This is a genomic window from Mucilaginibacter sp. Bleaf8, from assembly GCF_018390515.1.
In the GTDB taxonomy this organism is placed as follows: Bacteria; Bacteroidota; Bacteroidia; order Sphingobacteriales; family Sphingobacteriaceae; genus Mucilaginibacter.
In genome coordinates, this window is record NZ_JAHBBK010000001.1 from 1,945,287 (window position 1) to 1,966,241 (window position 20,955).

Consider the following 20,955-nt stretch of genomic DNA (forward strand, 5'->3'; position numbering starts at 1 on the left):
AGCTTAATTAATTTTCTTAATCAAAGCTATGTATGCTGCATTAGAGGCGAATTAGGTTCACATTAGAACGGGATTAGGATTTTAATTAACCACTCAATGGGAGAATGTAATGACAAAAGTAGTGCCTGTGCCTGGCGCTGAATGCAGACTGATTGCACCGTTGAACAGCTGCACAATCTTTTCGGTTACGTACAAGCCTATACCGCTACCTGGGTAAGGCTTAGCGCCCGGTGCACGATAGAAGGAAGTAAAGATTTTCCTTTGCTCTTCCGGCGATATGCCAATACCCGAATCCTGAATTTCTAATTGCACGCGTGTATGGTTGGCAACCAGCGTTATTGTTACCGGCTTATTGTCTGAAAACTTAAAGGCATTGCTAATAATGTTATTAATGGCAATTACCAGCAATGATTTATTGGCATTTATAAGCAGGTCATCCGGGTTTTCGGGCAACTGTTTAAAATCGAGTTTAAGGGCGCCTTTGCCTAATTCGGCCGTCCATTGCGCCTGCAACTCCCACAGTAACTCATCAACGGGTACCGGGCTCAGGTTGGCACGGGTATAATCACGGTCGGCACGGGCAATTTCCATCAAAATATTCACCGTATCGCGCAGGCGTTTCGAGTCATTCAACAGACGGTTCAGTATCTGCTGGTACTCATCCACGCTGCGCTGCTGCTGCATGGCCACTTCAATGTCGCCCATTAAACTGGTAACCGGCGTTCGCAACTCGTGCGATGCATTGATTACAAAGGCATGCTGCAAATCGAAAGCATTTTCAAGATGCTCGAGCAGCTTATTGAAGTTCATGGCCAGTTCGCTGATCTCATCTTTACCGTTGCCCTCATCAACCCGTTGACTCAGGTTACTGGCCCTGATGGTTTGCATTTGCTTAATTACCACATGAATGGGTTCCAACGATTTTACCGCAAACCATTTACTGATAAAATACAAGGCCGCCGATACCACTACAAAAAGGATCAGCATAATAATGGTTAAGGTATGCAGTCGCCGCTGGGCTGACAAATCAAAAGCCGATGCCATGATAACGAAATTACCCTGGTTGTCTTTAAAAAAGATACCTATGGTTTGCCGCTCGCCCTCGGCCAGTTGGATTGACTTTTTGCGACGAACTTCTTCAATAATGTTATCGGGCCAGTACTGCTGGTTATCTTTAATGAATGAGGCCTCGTTCTTTTTATCATAAATACGGATCACCTCCTCGGGCAAGCGCTGCAGGTAGCGTTCGCGGATGTAGTTAAGCGAATCCGAACTAATTTCGTCGGCCTTTAGGTAAAGCTGGGCCGCCACCTTTGCCCTGTCTTCCAAACGGTTATAAAAATCAGCATGAAAGTACACCTCAAAGGTAATATAAATGGCTGCCATCAGCACCAGCATTACCCCCGAACTAATGAGGGTAAAATTCATGGACAACCTGTCTTTTATTTTCATGCCGCTTTATCAGCTTTTAATATGTAACCCATGCCTATTACCGTATGTATCAGTTTACTACTAAAACCTTTCTCGATTTTGTTGCGTAGGTAGTTCACATACACATCAATAAAATTGGTACCGGTATCAAACTCAATTCCCCAAACGCGCTCGGCAATATAATCGCGCGAGAGTGTTTTGTTGGGGTTTTTCATGAACAGTTCCAGCAGCGCGTACTCTTTAGCTGTAAGATTGATTTGCTTGCCATCGCGCTCGGCTGTTTTACTCCATAAATCCAGTTTCAGATCGTTGTAAGTAAGTACATGATTCTCTTCCACCTGCTCGGGATGACTGGTGCGGCGCAGCAGGGCTTTGATACGGGCCGTAAGCTCCATAAAGTGAAAAGGCTTGGCCAGGTAATCATCTGCCCCGGCCTGCAAACCGGCCACCTTGTTTTCTACCTCGGCCAGGGCCGTTAGCATCAGGATAGGAATGGTATGGTTAACCTGCCTGATACGTGCACAAAGGTCAACGCCAGATGTATCGGGCAGCATTACATCGAGTATAATGAGGTCGAACTTTTGCGTGGCAAACATTTCCTGCGCTGTGGCGCCGTCAGCCGCAACAATTACAATGTAATTGTGCTCTTCCAGCCCCCAGCGTATAAATGCCGAAACTTTCTCTTCGTCTTCAACCAGCAGAATTTTGTACATATAAGATCAAATATGAAACTTTTACCTAATAAATTTCATACCCAACTTATAATATTAGGTTTGCTGCACAGTATATTTACGCCTTTAGTACCATTTCAAAAAATTTAATAACAATACGGCAAGCCTTATCCGGCAAATTCAGGTTGCCCCGGTTACGATGAACAGATACTCGAAACAAACACGGCTATTACTGGCAGTTGATTGTATCATCTTCGGTTTTGATGGTGAATCGCTGAAGATTTTGCTGATTAAACGCGGATTTAAACCCGAGATTAACAACTGGAGCCTGATGGGCGGTTTTGTGCAGCCCGATGAGAGCGCCGAGCAGGCATCAAACCGTATACTGAAAGAACTTACCGGCCTGGAGGGGGTTTACCTGGAACAACTGCACGTTTATACCGACCCCAGGCGCGACCCTATTGAGCGCACAGCCTCCATTGCCTATTTTGCTTTGATTGATATTAATCGCTACGAAGCCCAGATTAACGAGCATTACCATGCCGAATGGTTTTCATTGAAAAAAGCGCCTCGGCTGGTATTTGACCATGAGCGTATGGTGGAAGAAGCCAAAAAACGGCTGCGTTACAAAGCCGCACTGCATCCTATTTTGTTTGAGTTGCTCCCCAGCAAGTTTACCCTGCCGCAACTGCAAACCCTGTACGAAAGTGTGTTTAATACCACACTCGATAAGCGCAACTTTAGCAAGCGCCTGCTGGCTACCGGACTGCTCATCAAACTATCCTACAAAGACAAAACCAGCAGCAAGCGCGGTGCCTTTTACTACCAGCTGGACATGAAAAATTATTACTCCAAGTTCCAGGCGTTTTTGAATTTAATACCGAATCCGGATAATTTGCTGGGGTGAGGTTAACCTTAATAAGATTAAGGTTTGTATTATAATTTAATATTACTAAAAGCTTCATCCTAAAGTAATAGTATTTGCATTTTAAAATGCAATGTAAGGGGTAGTGTACTAATATTAATCTCTTGCATAGAAAACATAAAAAGCTGTTAGTAAACTAACAGCTTTTTATGTTTTCAGTAATTGTCGAATAATTATTTAAAATGCGTATCGAGTTGCGTAAAATGCAACTCCATTCAATTCATATCCTGGAGGCGCTTGCTGGTTTAAACCGTAGACATAATCAAGGTGAGCATAATATTCGTACATCGGCTGCGGTGAAATACCTGCTGGAGGAAATACTGCATAACCAATAATCCCCTCTAATGTATATTTGGGCCTATCAATCTTATTCATTGAATAATAATGTAGATCATCTTGCACATTAACGTATCTATATACCGCAGAATTAACAGGGCCAATCCCCAACCTGCCTAAATATCCGACAGTCCCTTCATATTCAAACCCATTGGCCCCTGCACCTAACTCATTAGGATTAGTAGTGTAAAAATGCTTACCGTCTGACCTTCTAAAATATTGCAGTATTGGCAAACTACTGCCCTGGGGTTGTTCTGGCTGCAAAGCAGATACGGTCAATATTCTTTTACTTTTTGTTTCAGCATTTGCGGTATCATTATGAAACTTGAAATTTGGATCAAAAAGCTTGGGCACATTTGCATCTCCATTTGAAACGGATATTGCATTAGAATTAGTTTCATTCTCTACATTTGAGCTTTCCTTTTTACAAGCGCTAACTACCGTTGTAAGAATAAGAAATGTGTAAAAGATTTTTTTCATGTTTAAGTTGATTTTAACTATAGCAAAAATATTTTTTCCATTTAATTACAAGGACCTATACTTATTAATTTATGATAAAATTTATATTAAGTACGTGTTTAATACGCCTTGAATTGATTCTGGTATCCTGCATTTAATTGTGATATTATAATTGAAGTATCTTAAGAACAATAGTTACCTTATCGCAAAATCAAAGTTTTATACAACATCTGCATTTTCACTATCATATATTGAGGACATACAGGAAATTGCTTATAAACATTAGAAGGTTCTAAAACTAAAACAGCCCATGCCTAACGCATGAGCTGTAATTTTTGCTATTCTGTACCCCCGACGAGAATCGAACTCATATCTAAAGTTTAGGAAACTTCTATTCTATCCGTTGAACTACAGGGGCGGATTAGATGTACAAATTTGCAAAAATTACCCGAACCTGCAATGTAGATGCGAAATATATTGACGTTGCCTGTTTACTTAAATAGATAATTACACGATGCCCGATATAACCATTAATTATTCCTGGGCCGCCAGTGCTTTATTGTCGCCTATAGGGCTATTATTAAAAAAGAAGTCGCCGCGCTGAACTTGGTATTGCGGAAAAAAGCCAGGCTCTGTTTGGGTACTAACTACCTTTGATACGTAAAATTCGTGCTGGAAAGCTACCGGCTTAACCTCGCTGCCATTTTGGGTGTACAAAGTCAGGTAGCTTTTGAATAGTAACGGCGAATTTTCTTTAGTAAAATCAGCCGTTTTAACATTTGCCTGTACATCACCTACATCGCCAAAAAGTTTAACCTTTTCTTTGTGTAAACTACTTTCGGGAACATGTAACGTTCCCTGCGTCAAATTAAGCGGAACGTTGGCAATCTGGGCGTGTGGGGGCAAAAATGTTATATTCTTAGGTAATTCGGCCACTGCATTTAATGATCCTGAGGTTAAATTAAGGGCCCCAAAAGCCGCACGCCGGTTCCAATTATTGTCATTATAAGTTAAGGCATTGATATTACCATTAATATTTACTTTGTCAGATGCGTAGCTATAAGCTTCATTGCCAACAATAGCAGCCGACCGTTGCCAATCAACATACAGAGGCTTATCCAACTTATTATAAACTTTTATACTAATTGGGGCATTGTTCCCATAAAAAGAGTAGGATATCTTCACCGAGTCGTTCTCGAAGTAAAAAACCCCCGTCTTATCATCTTTGATACTGTTCGTACTGCTGATGGTACTGATTTGATAAGTGCTGCATGAGGCAACAAGCGAGGTCACTGCAGCAAGGATGGGTAGAAGCAGTTTTTTCATGGTAATAGGTTTGTGGTTTGCTTTTTAATGCAAAATAGTAAAAGGCTGACTTGATATTTTGTAAAAGGTTTAATACCAAGTCAGCTTTTTTTTTACCGCACTACCGCACCGCTTGGCATGGCTGCTACCGGCGATACGAAGGTGAGCTCACCTTCGGCATTTTCGGCCATAAGTATCATGCCCTGTGACAGGATGCCTTTGATTTCGCGCGGCTCCAGGTTTACCAGGATGCTTACCTGTTGGCCAATTATAGCGTCAGGTTCAAAGTGCTCGGCAATGCCCGATACCACGGTACGCTGATCAATACCGGTATCAATGGTAAGCTTTAACAACTTTTTGGTTTTAGCAACCTTCTCGGCAGTTAGTATGGTACCGATGCGGATATCCATCGCTGCAAACTGCTCAAAATTGATATTTTCTTTGGCCGGTGTAACCGGTGCGGCTGCTTCGCTTTCTTGTACTGCCACTTCTATTGCTTGTTTTTTATTAATCAATTTCTGAATTTGTTTTTCAATCACTTCTTCTTCCAACTTCTCAAACAGTAATGTTGCTGCATTCAGCTGATGCCCATTGGTAAACACCACTTCTTCATCAAAGTGGATAGTTTGCGCTGGCCAATTCAGCATGTTTAGTATTTTGGTTACCGTGTTGGGCAGAAAAGGCTGCAGGCCGGTGGCGATATGACCAATAAGCACCAAACAGTTGTGCAGGGCCTCGCGGGCCGCCTCTGGGTCTGTTTTGATAGTTTTCCACGGCTCCTTTTCGGTCAGGTAACGGTTACCCAGGCGGGCCATATCCATTACCACCTGTTGTGCCTGGCGGAATTTGTAACTTTCAAAACTTTGTTCCAGTTCGTTGTACAGTTTGTTTACTTCCACTTTAACACCTTCATCCGTCAATGTTAATTTATCAGCGCTGGTTTCAACCTTACCGTCAAAAAACTTGTGCATTAATATCATTACCCGGTTTACCAGGTTACCCAAAATAGCTACCAGTTCGTTATTCACGCGGGCCTGGTAATCTTTCCAGGTAAATTCACTGTCGCTGGTTTCGGGTGCAATGGCGGTTAGGTAGTAGCGCAGCTCGTCTACCCTATCTGGAAAATCCTCCAGGTACTCGTGCATCTCAATGCTCCAACCCCGGCTTGTAGACATTTTGTCGCCCTCCAGGTTCATAAACTCATTGGCTGGCACGTTTTCGGGCAATACAAACTCACCATGCGCTTTCAGCATAGCCGGGAATACGATGCAATGGAAAACAATATTATCCTTACCAATAAAATGCACCAGCTTGCTTTCCTTATCCTGCCAGTACAGCTTCCAATCCTTGCCGTTATCTATAGCCCACTGCTTGGTGGCTGATATATAACCGATAGGCGCATCAAACCAAACATACAGCACTTTGCCATCGGCACCGGCGACAGGTACTTTTATACCCCAGTCCAAATCGCGGGTTACGGCGCGGGGTTGCAAACCGCCGTCAATCCAGCTTTTGCACTGGCCGTAAACATTGGCTTTCCAATCGTGCGCATGGCCTTGCAATATCCATTCGCGCAGCCAGCCTTCATATTTATCTAAAGGCAAATACCAGTGCTTGGTTGGGCGCAGTATCGGTTTATTACCGCTCAGGGTTGATCGCGGATCGATCAATTCCTCGGGGCTTAACGAGGTACCGCACTTTTCGCACTGGTCGCCATAGGCATTCTCGTTGGCGCAAACGGGGCAGGTACCTACAATATAACGGTCGGCCAGAAACGCGCCGGCTTCTTCATCATAGTACTGCTCCGATTCTTTCTCTATAAAGTCGCCTTTATCGTTCAATACCGTGAAGAAGTCCTGCGCGGTTTGGTGATGAATAGGCTCGCTGGTACGGTGATAGATATCGAATGAAATATTCAGTTTATTGAAACAGTATTTAATCAGCTCATGATATTTATCAATAATGGCACGGGGCGTGGTACCTTCTTTCATGGCCTGGTTGGCAATGGCGGTACCATGCTCGTCCGATCCGCACACAAATACTACATCGCGGCGTTTTAAGCGCAGGTAACGTACATATAAATCAGCCGGAATGTAAGCGCCGGCCAGGTGGCCAATATGTTTAGGTCCGTTGGCATAAGGTAATGCCGCAGTTATGGTATATCGTTTATACTTTTGCGTTTCCAAAATATCTGTAAGCTTTTATATTTTAGCAAAGATAAGTCAAATATGAGCATAACTCCCCCATATCTTCAAAAAGGTGATCGCGTGGCGATTGTATGTCCGGCCAAAAAGTTACCCAAACCTATGGACGATGCCGTTCGCCTGCTGCAGAGCTGGGGGCTGGAAGTGATATTGGGCGAAACCGTTACAGCCGGCTACCACCAATTTGCCGGTGATGACACCCTGCGTGCCGCCGACCTGCAACGCTTTGTGGATGACGACAGCATTAAGGCCATTTTTGCTGCCCGCGGCGGTTACGGCACTGTGCGAATTATTGACCAGGTAGCTTTTAGCCAACTGGCCACGCACCCAAAATGGCTCGTTGGCTTTAGTGATATTACCGTGCTGCACGCCCACTTGTACAGCAATTACCAGCTTTGCACCATACATGGGCAAATGCCCATCAATATCCCTGACGCAACCGCTACTTCGGTTGAAACGCTGCGCCAAGCATTGTTTGGCGAACCATTGCAATATACCATTACGTCTCACCAACTAAACCGGCAGGGAACAGCCCAAGGCCCCCTGATAGGCGGCAACTTGGCCATACTGGTATCCATAGCTGGCTCGGTATCCGATTATAATTACAGCGGTAAAATACTATTTATTGAGGATGTGGGCGAATACCTGTACGCAATTGACCGCATGCTGTATATGCTGAAACGTGCCGGCAAACTTAAAAACCTGGCGGGCCTCATTGTGGGCGGCTTTACGGATTTAAAGGATAATGATATACCGTTCGGACAAACTGCGGAAGAAATTATCAGGAATGCAGTTGAGGAGTATGATTATCCGGTTTGCTTTAACTTCCCGGCGGGGCATGTGGCGGATAATTGGGCGATGGTGTTTGGGGGAAATATCCGGTTGACGATCAATGATGAGCAAACCGTCATTTCAAGTATTTAAGATACCTGTATTAATGAAAAAAACCGGCTTTGTTAAGCCGGTTTTTTTCATTAATACAAGTTACGGATTTTGAACGATCTTAGGATTCGAAGTTATTTCGTTTTGTGGTATTAACCATTCCCACTGTGGATCTCCTTTAGGAATTTCAAGCACTTTGGCAACTGTTGTTACATGATTAGCTCCATTGCGATTTAATGCTAAGTCTAAACGTTTTAAATCGAAGAACCGGAAACCTTCTCCCCAAAGCTCCACACGACGCTGAGTCATAATTTCATCAATTAACGCAGCACCTGTATTTGTTGACTTCACATAACTTGCATCACGATTTTTTGCTAATGTATACAAGGCATCTTGTGCTAACACATCTTTACCTTGGCGCGCATTAGACTCAGCCTCAATCAAATACATCTCTCCAGCACGCATAAAGGTTAAGTCTCCATAGCTATTTGCTGCGCTGTTAGCTAAAAACTTTCTGTTCATATATGGAAATCTTGATCCATTAGGAGGGACAGGAAATGTTGCATCAGTACCTGTTGGATCCCATAGTTTTTTTCTTACATCAGTAGCGCTGATTCTCTCGTATAATGCTGAATTTATACATTTAGGATTACTACGAATATTAGTAGAGTTGAAGTTTACCGACATGTACGCGAAGAAAGAATAGAAATAGGTGGTTTGGTCAGAGATCTGAGTTATACCCCACATCCACTCTGTATTCGACAAATTATTGAAGCCAGCCATGTAATCAGCATTAGACATTAATGATAAGCCAGTTCTTGCCAATGCTGCATAAGCAGCGGCGGTAGCATAATCCTGCTGAGTTAACGCCACTCTTGCTTTAAGCCCTTGCGCTACATTTAAATTAATGTGTGATTTAGTAGTTCTGGCAGATGCACCTGTTAAATTAGTTATAGCAGCATCTAAATCGGCATTAATTTGTTTGTAAACATCTTCAACAGTAGCACGTGGTTGAGGCTCAACAGAAGTAGTAGCTACTAAAGGAACACCTAACTGCGTGTTGTTACCACCAGCAACATAACGTTTTCCATAAAGTTGAACTAATTTAAAGTGACAAAAAGCACGAATCGCCAAAGCTTCGCCTTTGATCGCCTTTTTGTCAGCATCAGGACCAGTTGCAGCATCAATATTTTCCAATATCTGGTTAGTGTTACCTATCAAACGATAATAGTAACGGTATACAAAGTAATCCTGACTCGAGTTTACAGTACGGTGCATTAGCCACTGATAGGAATCTACAAACCAGTTGTTACCTGTTGTTGGAAAAACCAAGTCTTCACCCAATAAATCAGCGTCTATCATTACGGAGCTTTCACCACCTTCATTCTGATTGGAATACTGTGAGTACATTAACCGGTAAATGCCATTAAGAACACCATAAGCATTAGCAGTGGTACTAAATACCACATCTTTATTATACTGATCGGTAGGAGCAGTATTTAAGTAATCCTTCTTGCATGATGACAATGCCAGTGAAGCAATTGCAACAGCACAAAAACTATATATATATTTCTTCATTTTATTCTCTATTATAAAGTAACGTTTAATCCCAAACTTAAAATGCGTGAAGGCACAAAAGCGTTAGTTACACTACCTATCACGGCAGTATTTGTGGTATAAGCCTGTGATGGATCAAAACCTTTTCTTGCTGAGATCAGGTACAGGTTTTCACCGCTTACAAAAACGCGGGCATTTTTAACACTAATTTTTGACAACAGCTTGTTTGGTAAATTATACGACATTGATGCATTTCTGAAATACAGATAAGATGCATTAGTTAACCAGCGACTTGATGCTGCATACAAGTTAGCAGCATTGCCCTGATCAAGTCTTGGAAATTCGGTAACATCACCAGCTTTTTGCCAGCTCTTTAACGCATCCACATGCAATGCTGACCCGTAGCTACTAACACTCATCAAAGAAGCATAGTTAGAATCATAAATTTTGCCCCCTAATGAATAGTTAACTAAGAATGAGAAGTCGAAGTTTTTGTAGCGGAAACTGTTGCTCAATGAACCAAATACTTTTGGAACAGATGATTCACCAACATACATCAGTTTGGCATTACTTGCAGATGTAGTATAGCTTACACCATTAACAGTTCTTACAGTGCTTCCAGTTAAACCATCATTAGGGATATATAAAGAAGAACCATCAGATGGATCTACGCCTGAGAAGGAGCGGGTATAGAAATCATAAATAGAATGACCTTCAGATAGCTTTCTAGTACCAGAAACGATCTCTTTTTGTGCATCCGGCATCTTGGTGATCCTGTTTTTTAACGTTGAGGCATTTAAGTTAATACTCCATGTGAAGTTTTTGGTCCTGACAGGATCGCCACCCAAGTTAACCTCAAAACCTCTATTATACATAGTACCAACATTTTGCCATTGTGCTGTTACACCATTTGATACTGGAAGTGGTACAGAGAATAGCAGGTTTGATGAGCGACGGTCATAGTATTCAACACTACCGGTAATACGGTTTTTGAAGAAACCAAATTCTACAGCTAAATCAAGTTGCTTGTTAACCTCCCACTGTAGATTTGGATTACCTGCAGTAGTTTGCTGAGAGAAGCCTGACTCATAAGCATTGTTATTGATGTCATATAGAGCCTGATACAAATAGTACGCTTGAGAGCCGTTAGAATAAAGTGTTTGATAGTTACCTACAGTACCATAGCTTGTGCGCAATTTTAATAAATCAATCCAGGTGTATGATTTCAGAAAATCTTCACGGTCAACTCTCCAGCCTAAACCCACTGAACCAAAAGTTCCCCAACGCACATTTTCAGCAAACCTTGATGTAGCATCACGACGGATAGAAGCAGAGAACAGGTATTTTTGATCATAATCATAATTTACCCTTGAAAAGTAACCTTCGGAACGATCTCTGTCTTTATAAGATGTTAAATTACTAGTTGTGGTATAGTTAACCAGTTCAGTATTACCGCCAACTACTAAAGTATTACGGCTACCGCTTAATACATCATATAAACGTGAGTAATTCTCATGGCCAACCAATACATCAAAATTATGTTTGTTGAATGTTTGGCTATAATTTAATATCTGATTCAGGTTGTATGTTGTTGTTAAGGTGGTAGTTCTTGTTGAACGGCCAGCCGGAGCACCATCACCAACTATAGGGTTATCAAATGATGAACCATAGTTAGAGCTGTAATCAGCACTTAGGTTTGTAGTAAATTTAAAATGCTTAAGGAATGAAACCTCGCCGTAGGTACGTACACTGAATAGATTACGTTTAAATAAGTTATCATTTAATAATGTTTCCTGCAAAATATGACGACCAGGACTGGCACCACTCGCACGAGAGGGCACACCTAAAGCTGTTAATCCACCTAAGTCATAAACCGGAGAACCGTCAGCATTGTATAAAGACGCTCCTGTTGCTGGGTCATGTGCATAAACGTTATATATCGGACCAATGTTACGTGCAAAAAAGATCGGATTTACATAAGAGGTACCGCCATCAGTGGCAGGAGACTGGTTAGATTGAGTAGAAGTACCGGTGAAGTTCAAACCTGTTCTAAACCATTTAGTGGCTTGTGTATTAATATTCAAACGAGCGTTTAAACGAGAGAAATCTGTCTTCAGCAGGTAGCCTTTTTCATTAGTATAACCCAATGAAGCATAATAGTCGGTTTTATCAGTTGCTCCGCTATATGACAAGCTATAGTCTTGACGTGCTGCAGTACGCTCTAATGGTTTATACCAATCCAAATCATTATATCTCAATTGTGCGTTCGGATTAATGTTACCGTTTACATCTACGATTTGTGTACCTGATACGTTGAACGGATTGTTGCTTTGTTTGTACACACCGCCCGAAACTAAAGAACCCAGCGTTTGAGAGATATCTAAGTAAGTCTTGCCATTCAAAACTTGCAGGTTATTAGTATTACGCGTACCTAAGCCAGAAGCTAACATACTTGCTTGTTCAAGGTTTAATCCTGAATTAGCTGCGTAAAAGATGCTGTTACGATATGCTTGCCACTCTAATGGATAGTACTGATAAGCATTAACGCGATCATACTCAGGAACACCACGGCGACTAACACCTGTAGTCGCTTTAACCGATAGTTGTCCTATACCTTTTTTACCTTTTTTGGTAGTGATGATAATTACGCCATTTGCTGCCTTAGCACCATACAGCGATGTCGAAGATGCATCTTTCAATACCGACATATTTTCTATATCCTCAGAATTAATATTAGATATAGAACCTTCATATTGCACACCATCCACAATAATTAATGGATCATTTGAGGCATTTACAGAACCAAAACCACGGATACGAATAGTAGGCGAAGCACCAGGCTGCCCACTTGAAGTATTTACTTGAATACCAGGTGCAGCACCAGCCAAAGCGTTTAGCGGGTTGGCTACTTGGCGATTTTGCAAGTCTTTAGCGCTGATTGAGGCTGCAGAACCAACAAAGGTTTCACGTTTTGCTGTACCATAAGGAACCACAACAACTTCATTTAATTGATTCTGAGCAGGAATAAGAACTAGGTTAATTACCGGCTTGGCAACCTGCTCTGAGGTAATAAAGCCAATGAATGAGAATACAATAGTTGCGTTACCTGAAGGTACTGTTATAGAGTACTTACCATCAGCATTAGTTTGCGTACCTGTTCTTGCCCCTTTAATGGTTACGCTAACACCTGCGAGCGGCTGTCCGTCATCTTTTCCGGTAATTCTACCGGTTACTGTTTGGCTTTGTGCATAGGCTTGGGAACCCAGCAACATCAAAACCCATAAGAAATTGAGTAAAATTTTCTTCATGCGTTATAGTTTAATTAATAAGTGCCACAATTTATAGGTTACAATCGAAATAACCAAAAACAAATCCAATAAAACTTACATTTTCTTCGTTTTTATCTAATAAATAACGCTTAAAAATGAAAAAGTCTCAACTCCAATAGGATTTTGTTAAAATAATTATTATTTCAGGCAAAAAGGTATCAATTCACCTTTTAAGGAGTAAAAAAAGGAAAGACAACCGCATAAATACTTTCATTTCATGAAGAAAGTACGCTAAAAGTTAGATATAGAAGAAAACTGAACTAAAACATATCTTTTAGCAAAGACTTAGTTTCAAAACCATCACATTCCGCGCCAATATCCTGCAACTTACTTTAGTAAGCGGCAGAAAGCTGTTATTCAATTTTAATAGTAGAGATTTGAAATATACGGACAAGTGAAAAAAAAGCAAAATAATTTTTCACTTTTTTTCACTATAATAATTTTTTAGAAATTCTTGCTGTCAGTCCGTTTAACAAAAACTTATACAAGTAATAGATTACTCTTAATAAGCCTCGGCTATAAACAAGCAGGGTTCGCTAAACTGAATTTTGAAAAACCCATCGCGTGTGGTTTTGTATTGGTTATGGGTTAACGGTGCCAAGCCCTCTTCCAGCATTTCTACTTCGGGACCAACAATTTCTATTATCTCATTGGCCGGCTTCCATTTACTGAAGCCTGATGCAATGGGGTATATTTTCTTCTGGTCAAAGAATACGACAAAGTCTATTTGCCCGGCGTAAGTCTGATAAGTGTTCAAATCAAATTCATCGGCAATAATATTTACTGCCGGGTATCCTTGTGAAATTAAGAAATGCAACCCGGTTTGAAGCAATGGCCAACCGTCATTCACTATCACCCTAACATCCGATTGTGATATTACCATGCCTTCGTCGGCAATTACATAATCAATTTTAATATCATAAACATCAAGCTGCTCGGCAATAGCAGGCGGCGCAATTACCGTTGGGCTCCATTCCAGCAACTGCCCCAACTCATCGTCGGTGATGTGTTCCAGACTAAGTACCAACAATGCAGGTTCCTGCTTTTCACGAACTACGTGATGTGACGACATAAGGTTTTGATCTAATTTATAACAATCATACAACTGCACTATTAACGCAGTTGTATATGGCAAATGTATAAACAAGCAACAACTTACTTACAACTACAAGGATATACAAATGCAAAAAAGGCCGAAGCATTACTGCTTCGGCCTTTTATTCTTGATTAAAACTTTACTTTTTCAGAACCTCCGTAATAGGTTGCCCTATACAGCCATTGGGTGCTTGTATATGCAACAGCGCAGCAATGGTGGCTGATATATCCGTCATGTGTGTTTCACGATCCAAACTACCGTGTTTAACGCCCCAGCCCATAAACACCAGCGGAATATGCGCATCATAAGGATTCCAGGTACCGTGAGTAGTTCCAGTTAAGCCGCCTGAAAACCATCCCGGTTTCAGGATGATTTGTATAACGCCGCTATGCTCCGGGTTGTATCCATTAATAATACGGGTACGTAAGGCATCCGGAATATTGGCCGCCTGTACTTTTTGCATATCCACAGCGTAAGCTATAGTGGGTTGCGTTTGAAGCCATTTAATACAATCGTACTTGAGAGCCTCTTCATTCAATCCTTTGTTTTTAATGGCTGTATTATCAAAATTAACCTGGTAGTTATCCATGCTAATCACCAGCGACTTTACATTGTATTTATCTTCCAGCATTTTATTCAGGTCGCGCTGGGTGTTACCTGCGCTCCATACGCCGGCCGGTATATTATGATCCTGCAAAAAGGCCGGGTTGTGTGCAGCACCATGATCGGCTGATAAAAATACGGTATATGCACCTTTACCAACTTTAGCATCCAAGTAATTAAAAAATTCGGCCAGATCACGATCCAGGCGCAAGTAGGTATCCTCAACCTCAATAGAGTTAGGACCAAACTGGTGACCAACATAATCGGTAGATGATAAACTGACCGCCAAAAAATCGGTTACGGTGTTTTTTCCCAGTTGTTCGTTATCTAAGGCTGCTTTAGCCATATCCAGCGTCATGGTATTACCATACGGTGTTGAACGGATAAGACTCGGATTACCTTTATAATATTCTGAAGTTTTAACCGGCATAGTTGGCGCATCTGCTCCTCTGAATTTACCTTCATGGCGGTTATTATCCGCCTCGCTTTGCAGGTAGGTATTAATCGGGTACAAGGTGTTCCAATCCTGCTTCAAGTATTTTTCGGCCAGCTTCTGATCATTCACTCTTTTTACCCAGGCAGGCAAATCCGTCATATAATAGGTACTGGATATCCAGCTGCTGTTGGCATCATCGTACCAGTAGGCAGCATTAGCTGTGTGCCCGGCAGGCAAAATTCCGCCGCGGTCTTTCAATGCAATACCGATCACTTTTGAACGGAAGTTGGTTGCCAAACGCAACTCATCAGTAACTGTGCTTACCAGCATATTGCGTGGCGACATCTGGCCAGCCTTCGATGTGCTACCTACAGCCCTTACGGTAGTATCTTCGGCACAGTACATACTTTTGCCGGTAGCCTGCACAATAAAATCATTCCCTGCAATACCATGTATAGCCGGTACCGAACCGGTATAAATACAGGTGTGCCCGGCTGCGGTTACGGTTGGAATGTAATCAATATTGGTGTTTTCGCAGGTAAAGCCCTCGTTAAGCATACGCTTAAAGCCGCCCGTTTGGTAGCGATCATAATAACGGTACAGATAATCCCACCGCATTTGATCTACCACAATACCCACCACCAATTTAGGCCGGGGCAAAGCAGTGCTGCTTGCTACTGTTGTTGTTTTTACTTTTTGTGCTGATGACAATAAAGGTACGATAGCTATACCTATCGAAATCCAATTCCTTAATTTCATTCTACTGATTTTAAAGTGCCAAATATCAGCAATGTAAATCAGAGGTTATGTGATTTTTTTGTTATCTAAAACCTAAAAAGCAGCATTACTGCTGCTTTTTAGGTTTTAGGGCCGTGGTATCTTGCACGGGTTTTGCTTTTACCGAATCTTTAGCAGCTGGTTTTACTGCAATAGAATCCTTTACTGCCGGGGCTTTTGTTGCTGTTGAATCTTTAAGTGCAGGCTTACCCTTTGTTTGGGCTGGAGGTTTAACAACCGGCAACTTACCTTTAGGGGTAGCTTTTTTCACCACAGGCTTTTGCGGCTTAGGATGAATAACCTCCTCTTTAGATGCCGGCCGCTCTTTTGGCTTCCACTTAAAGTTTTTGAGCAACTTATCCTCATCCTTCACTTTGGGTATTGGTATTACGTGATCTTCTACCTTGGTATACTTGGTTACGTTAATGGCCTTATTATCCCTAAAGTTTACGCGTATGCGGCTACTTACAGATCTCGTCAGGTGATTGATCTGTATACTGTCCCGGTCATAATATATAGTTTCGGCATTGCCGTCCACAAACATGCGCTGCAATTTACTATCCACAAAAAAGCCGCGCATCTTTTTACCAGCTACCTGGTTAAAGTTCACCGAGTCGGCTTTATCAATATTCACAATCAGTGCCGACGGGAATATATCCATATTGTCGAGCTTTTTATTTTTTAGCTGCAAGTAAATAGTATCTCCCGATAGCTGCGAGTTCTGTGTCCAGAACATGGGCTCCACATAGCAACGCATAGTCGAATCACTGTAGCTGTAAAACATCGAATCGGACTTGGCCTGCAAATCTGACTTGAAAATTTTAACATGATGATATGCACTCAGTATACGTATCCGTGAAGTATCGCTCAATTCAAACTTGCGCGTCATGTAAACTGAATCGGGCTTTAAGTTTTTAGGCGGTGCTTTTACAGCCGGCTTTTTAGCCGCTAAGGCAGCTTTAGCTTTTTGGGTTGTATCAACCGGCTTAGGTTTAGGCGCACCAAAAAAGTTGCGCCGCAAAAAGCTGGTATCTTTAGGTATACCTGCAAAAGGTGCCATAATCAGATGCTTTGAGGTTGACATCGGTACCTTTTTAAGTTCGGCAGCCCGGGCAATGGCAGCTGTATCCTTAATATGTGCGGTACGCATGCGCTCCTGCAGTTCTTTTAGTTTTTTATATACCAGTATCTGGGTTTCCAGTGTATCGGCGGCAATAAATATCGAGTCGCGCTTTACTTTTTGCGGCTTTTCTGCAGGTACATTAACTTTAGCGCTATCCGTAGCAGCCATAATGGGCTTATCAGCATTATCAGGCACCTTTTTTAAGGGCACAGTATTAGGTGGTGCATTTTTAATCGTCACCTTCTTTTCTTTCTTCGCTTTTGGAGCCGGCGTAGCTTCAGCAGTATCTTTTTTAGTCGTGTCGCGGTTTTCGGTTACTATTATTACGTAGGCATTTTGGGTAACAACGGCCCGCTCCTCACTCTTATAATAGGTACCCAAATCACCTTTCAGGGTAATTTTCTGTTCTTCATCGTTAAAAGTGATATTCTTTACAGCGCGACCATAACCTTTCAGGCGGTCATAAAACAAGCTATCACCTTTAAGCGATTTGGTGCCTTGGGTATACAAGTTCTTCTTTCCGAAAAATGCCTGCTCTGTAATTGTGTTATAATTACCGTTTTCCGTATACAGCGTGTCTTTATCCGTTTTACCCAAAATGCGCGTTGGGCCATAAAAGAAAGCTATGCGCGAGCCGGAGTTATACCGCAATGTATCTGTTTTAATAACAGCATCGTTAGTAGTAAGCACTACATTGTAACGAAAATAGGAATCGCGGGAGTTGGCAAAGTAATATCCGTTTTGACTTACCAGCGTATTGGTTTTATTAATAAGCTTACCACCGCCGGTATACGTACCTATACGGGTTGCCGTATTATAGGTAAGATAATTGGTTGACAAGGTCGCATCTTTATCCACCATACGTACATTGTCTGTAAGTATGGCAAGGTGTGTATTGCCATTATAATTTAACTTATCAGCGTATACATTTAAGGTATCGCCTTGGTTGATGGTTACATGCCCAAAAGCATCGCACGTATTTTGTGCTTTGTACAAGTAACCACTGTCACAGGTAAGCACGGTGTTTTCATGCTTAAAAACACCTTTATATATTTTAATTATATTAACACCATTACGTGTAAAACCCTGACTACCTTTTGAGCTTAATATTTCAAGCTGGCTCTTTTTCTGGCCAAAAACGGTCAGTACGTTTAACAACAAAATACAGAATACGAGACATTTCCTCACGCTGCAAAATTAGTTTTTTGGTTGCGGTTATTAAATTAAATAATTTTGGCCATGCTGCCGGTTGATCGCTTTAACAGTTTTATACAACAACACCAATTGCTTGACCAGCAAAGCCGCATACTGGCCGCCGTTAGCGGCGGTATGGATTCGGTATTAATGGTCCACTTGCTTAGAGCGGCCGGATATACCTTTGGTTTAGCCCACTGTAATTTTCAGTTACGGGGAAGCGAAGCCGATGCCGACCAGCAGTTTTGCCGGCAACTGGCCGAAACCATGCAGGTGCCGTTTTATACTGTTAACTTTGATACTGGCGCTTATGCCCGCGAACATCGCATATCTATCCAGATGGCTGCGCGCGAATTGCGCTACCAATGGTTTGAACAGACAAGGCAACTACATCAGTATGATGCCATTACGCTGGCTCATCACCAAAACGATACAATTGAAACTATATTGCTGAATCTTACCCGTGGCACCGGTATTGCCGGTTTGCATGGTATTATGCCTAAAAACGGCAACCTGGTAAGGCCCCTCCTGTTTTTAACACGGCAAGAGGTAGCAGATATGATCGCACAGAATGCATTACCTTACGTTGAGGACAGCTCAAACGCCTCTACCAAGTATGCCCGCAATAAAATACGGCATGACGTAGTTCCGAAGCTGCGTGAACTTAACCCTAATCTGGAAGCTACTTTTCAACGCAATCTGAATCATTTCAAGGAGTTGGAAGTATTGCTGAATGCACAGTTAGTTACCCTACGCAATAAGCTACTCTTACCAATTGGCAACGAAATTCATATTGCAATTAACGAGGTAAAGCAACTGCACCCACAACATTTGCTGCTGCATGGCTTGCTTAAAGCCTATGGCTTTAATGAAACAACAGTTGATGATGTGATCAGCGCCCTTTCCAAACATGCCGGACGGCGTTTTGAATCACTGCACTATAGTTTACTGCTGGACAGGGAATCATTAATACTGGCTCCAAAAACACCTCCCCAAGTCGCAGCTGTATCTTTAAGCGAAAGCACCCAAGAAGTAATTTTTCATAATTACACCTTACGCATCAGCACCAGTATTGATACTGTGCTAAAGCCTGACCCAATGGTGGCAATGGTTGATGCCGGCCTGCTCACTTACCCGCTTACTTTGCGTACATGGCAACAAGGCGATTATTTTATCCCTCTGGGCATGCCGCACCGCAAGAAATTGAGCGACTTTTTCGTTAATCAAAAAATCCCCTTACTACACAAATCGCAGGTTCCGTTGTTGGTAAACGGCAACGGCGATGTGATATGGGTGGGCGGCTACCGGCTTGATAACCGTTACAAGGTAACGCCGCAAACTAAAAAAGTTGCTATATTCGAACTATTAAAATCATGACAGCTACTAAACCGGTGTTTACCGAGAAACAATATTTAGGCCGCGAATGGATTCCGGTAACCATCAGGCTTGTACTGGCCATGATTTGCTTTGCGCTCTATTTTTTCACAGATTATGAGATTGATCGCAACGCAGATTTGCTGGCTGTAGCAGGTTTCGGTATCATTATTATTTCCATCATAATGGGCTTCTTGCTGCATTTCAGAACGCGGGTAATGAATAAAAGCATTTTACTAGATGGCTTATGGACAACCCGCCTGGTAAAAATTGACTTGAACAGCATTGTTAAAGTTGAAAAAGGCGACTACAGCCGCTACTTTTTTAACAATCCGGTATACAACCTGCACCGCAAGGGCACCATCCGGTTTTTTACTGCAGGTAACTGCGCCGTTCACCTTACTGATCGCGACGGCCTGGTATACATCATTGGCTCGCAACGCATGGAGGAGCTGATGCGGGCTATAGAAAGTGAAATGAACAGCTAAATCTTGTTCTTGATATACTAAACCGTTATATGGAACCGGCATAAATACTGGTAATAAAAAAGCCGCTTTATTTACAAAGCGGCTTTTTTATTAAAACAATTATTTAGTATATGGAAAGTTCCTGGCTAACTTTCTCATTTGTCTTTCCATTATATCATCTGTGGAAGACATTAAACTTTCATTCATTCTTTTGGTATAACGCCATAATAGCTCCCCGTCTGCGCCGTCTGCAATCTGGATAGTAATGCCACCCTCACCGGTTTTTCCGCCTAAGCCTCCGAATAATGCTGCGGTTACAATTGCGCCAGCCTCTGTTTTGGTACTTTGTTGTTCATAATTACCAAATATTACCGCATCAACACCTAATGCTTTGGCAATTTCATCTTTGGTATGTACATCTAAACTATCCATAATTTTATTTTTTTTCAGAAGCACATTCGTTTTTTCCACATCCTGGAAACTAACACTGTAATTATCTGCTTTACGCAACAGGTAGGTAAACATTCCGGATTGTACTGCCTTTCCTAATTGCAATTCCTGGTCTTTGTTAGCGGCAGCATCAAAATTTTTAGGTGGCCTTTTATAAGTAATCCGTGCGGTAAAAGGCAAAATAGCTACAAGCTTATGCTTTTTAATAGCTTCAACAAGTTTAGGGCTTTCAAAGATCTGCTTGGTAGTTTCAAACTGTGCAGAAGCACTTAGCGCAATAAAACAAATTGTGATAATAAGTAAGGTTTTCTTCATATTATTTTTTTTGCAAAAATA

Annotated in this window: 15 protein-coding genes and 1 tRNA gene; 4 read left to right on the plus strand and 12 right to left on the minus strand. The window is 41.9% G+C overall.

The genetic code is table 11. From position 1 onward, the window contains the following. Positions 1-93: 93 nt before the first annotated feature. Both KHS38_RS08475 and KHS38_RS08480 read right to left on the minus strand, forming a co-directional pair. Positions 94-1,452, minus strand: a complete 1,359-nt coding sequence (locus KHS38_RS08475; protein ID WP_213488061.1) for a sensor histidine kinase — start codon at positions 1,450-1,452, stop codon at positions 94-96. Continuing rightward, positions 1,449-2,144, minus strand: coding sequence for a response regulator transcription factor (locus KHS38_RS08480; protein WP_213488062.1), 696 nt, complete (start codon positions 2,142-2,144; stop codon positions 1,449-1,451). The genes KHS38_RS08475 and KHS38_RS08480 overlap by 4 nt, the downstream gene beginning before the upstream one ends. A gap of 157 nt (positions 2,145-2,301) precedes the next feature. Here KHS38_RS08480 and KHS38_RS08485 point away from each other — a divergent pair, with 157 nt between their 5' ends. Then, on the plus strand, positions 2,302-3,009 hold the full coding sequence (locus tag KHS38_RS08485) for an NUDIX hydrolase (RefSeq protein ID WP_213488063.1): 708 nt from the start codon (positions 2,302-2,304) through the stop codon (positions 3,007-3,009). A gap of 195 nt (positions 3,010-3,204) precedes the next feature. Here KHS38_RS08485 and KHS38_RS08490 read toward each other — a convergent pair whose 3' ends face one another. The 4 genes from KHS38_RS08490 to metG all read right to left on the minus strand — a co-directional run bounded on the left by KHS38_RS08490 (position 3,205) and on the right by metG (position 7,313). Then, positions 3,205-3,843 (minus strand): hypothetical protein, encoded by a 639-nt coding sequence (locus KHS38_RS08490; protein WP_213488064.1) that lies wholly within the window; start codon positions 3,841-3,843, stop codon positions 3,205-3,207. A 325-nt stretch (positions 3,844-4,168) separates the two neighbouring features. Then, positions 4,169-4,240: transfer RNA gene (locus KHS38_RS08495), tRNA-Arg, on the minus strand. 116 nt (positions 4,241-4,356) lie between these two features. Then, positions 4,357-5,148, minus strand: coding sequence for a hypothetical protein (locus KHS38_RS08500; protein ID WP_213488065.1), 792 nt, complete (start codon positions 5,146-5,148; stop codon positions 4,357-4,359). Between the two features lie 92 nt (positions 5,149-5,240). Then, positions 5,241-7,313 carry a methionine--tRNA ligase gene (metG, locus tag KHS38_RS08505; protein WP_213488066.1) on the minus strand — a complete coding sequence of 691 codons (2,073 nt, stop codon included), beginning with the start codon at positions 7,311-7,313 and terminating at the stop codon, positions 5,241-5,243. A 42-nt stretch (positions 7,314-7,355) separates the two neighbouring features. On the opposite strand from metG, the gene KHS38_RS08510 reads away from it, so the two are divergent. Continuing rightward, positions 7,356-8,255 (plus strand): S66 peptidase family protein, encoded by a 900-nt coding sequence (locus KHS38_RS08510; protein ID WP_213488067.1) that lies wholly within the window; start codon positions 7,356-7,358, stop codon positions 8,253-8,255. A gap of 60 nt (positions 8,256-8,315) precedes the next feature. On the opposite strand, the gene KHS38_RS08515 is transcribed toward KHS38_RS08510, so the two are convergent. The 5 genes from KHS38_RS08515 to KHS38_RS08535 all read right to left on the minus strand — a co-directional run bounded on the left by KHS38_RS08515 (position 8,316) and on the right by KHS38_RS08535 (position 18,322). Further along, positions 8,316-9,791, minus strand: coding sequence for a RagB/SusD family nutrient uptake outer membrane protein (locus tag KHS38_RS08515; protein WP_213488068.1), 1,476 nt, complete (start codon positions 9,789-9,791; stop codon positions 8,316-8,318). 11 nt (positions 9,792-9,802) lie between these two features. Continuing rightward, positions 9,803-13,078, minus strand: coding sequence for a SusC/RagA family TonB-linked outer membrane protein (locus tag KHS38_RS08520; protein ID WP_213488069.1), 3,276 nt, complete (start codon positions 13,076-13,078; stop codon positions 9,803-9,805). Between the two features lie 523 nt (positions 13,079-13,601). Next, the gene (locus KHS38_RS08525; RefSeq protein WP_213488070.1) at positions 13,602-14,171 is read right to left on the minus strand and encodes a thiamine pyrophosphokinase; all 570 of its coding nucleotides are present in this window, start codon (positions 14,169-14,171) and stop codon (positions 13,602-13,604) included. A gap of 163 nt (positions 14,172-14,334) precedes the next feature. After that, positions 14,335-15,993, minus strand: coding sequence for an alkaline phosphatase PafA (gene pafA, locus KHS38_RS08530; RefSeq protein ID WP_213488071.1), 1,659 nt, complete (start codon positions 15,991-15,993; stop codon positions 14,335-14,337). Between the two features lie 85 nt (positions 15,994-16,078). Beyond that, positions 16,079-18,322, minus strand: coding sequence for an OstA-like protein (locus KHS38_RS08535; RefSeq protein ID WP_213488072.1), 2,244 nt, complete (start codon positions 18,320-18,322; stop codon positions 16,079-16,081). A 51-nt stretch (positions 18,323-18,373) separates the two neighbouring features. On the opposite strand from KHS38_RS08535, the gene tilS reads away from it, so the two are divergent. Beyond that, positions 18,374-19,705 (plus strand): tRNA lysidine(34) synthetase TilS, encoded by a 1,332-nt coding sequence (gene tilS / locus KHS38_RS08540; protein WP_213488073.1) that lies wholly within the window; start codon positions 18,374-18,376, stop codon positions 19,703-19,705. Then, a complete protein-coding gene (locus tag KHS38_RS08545) occupies positions 19,702-20,190 on the plus strand; it encodes a hypothetical protein (protein ID WP_213488074.1) in 489 nt (162 codons plus the stop codon). The genes tilS and KHS38_RS08545 overlap by 4 nt, the downstream gene beginning before the upstream one ends. A gap of 99 nt (positions 20,191-20,289) precedes the next feature. Here KHS38_RS08545 and KHS38_RS08550 read toward each other — a convergent pair whose 3' ends face one another. Then, positions 20,290-20,934: a hypothetical protein gene (locus KHS38_RS08550; protein WP_213488075.1), complete on the minus strand. Its 645-nt coding sequence runs from the start codon at positions 20,932-20,934 to the stop codon at positions 20,290-20,292. Between the last annotated feature and the right edge of the window lie 21 nt (positions 20,935-20,955).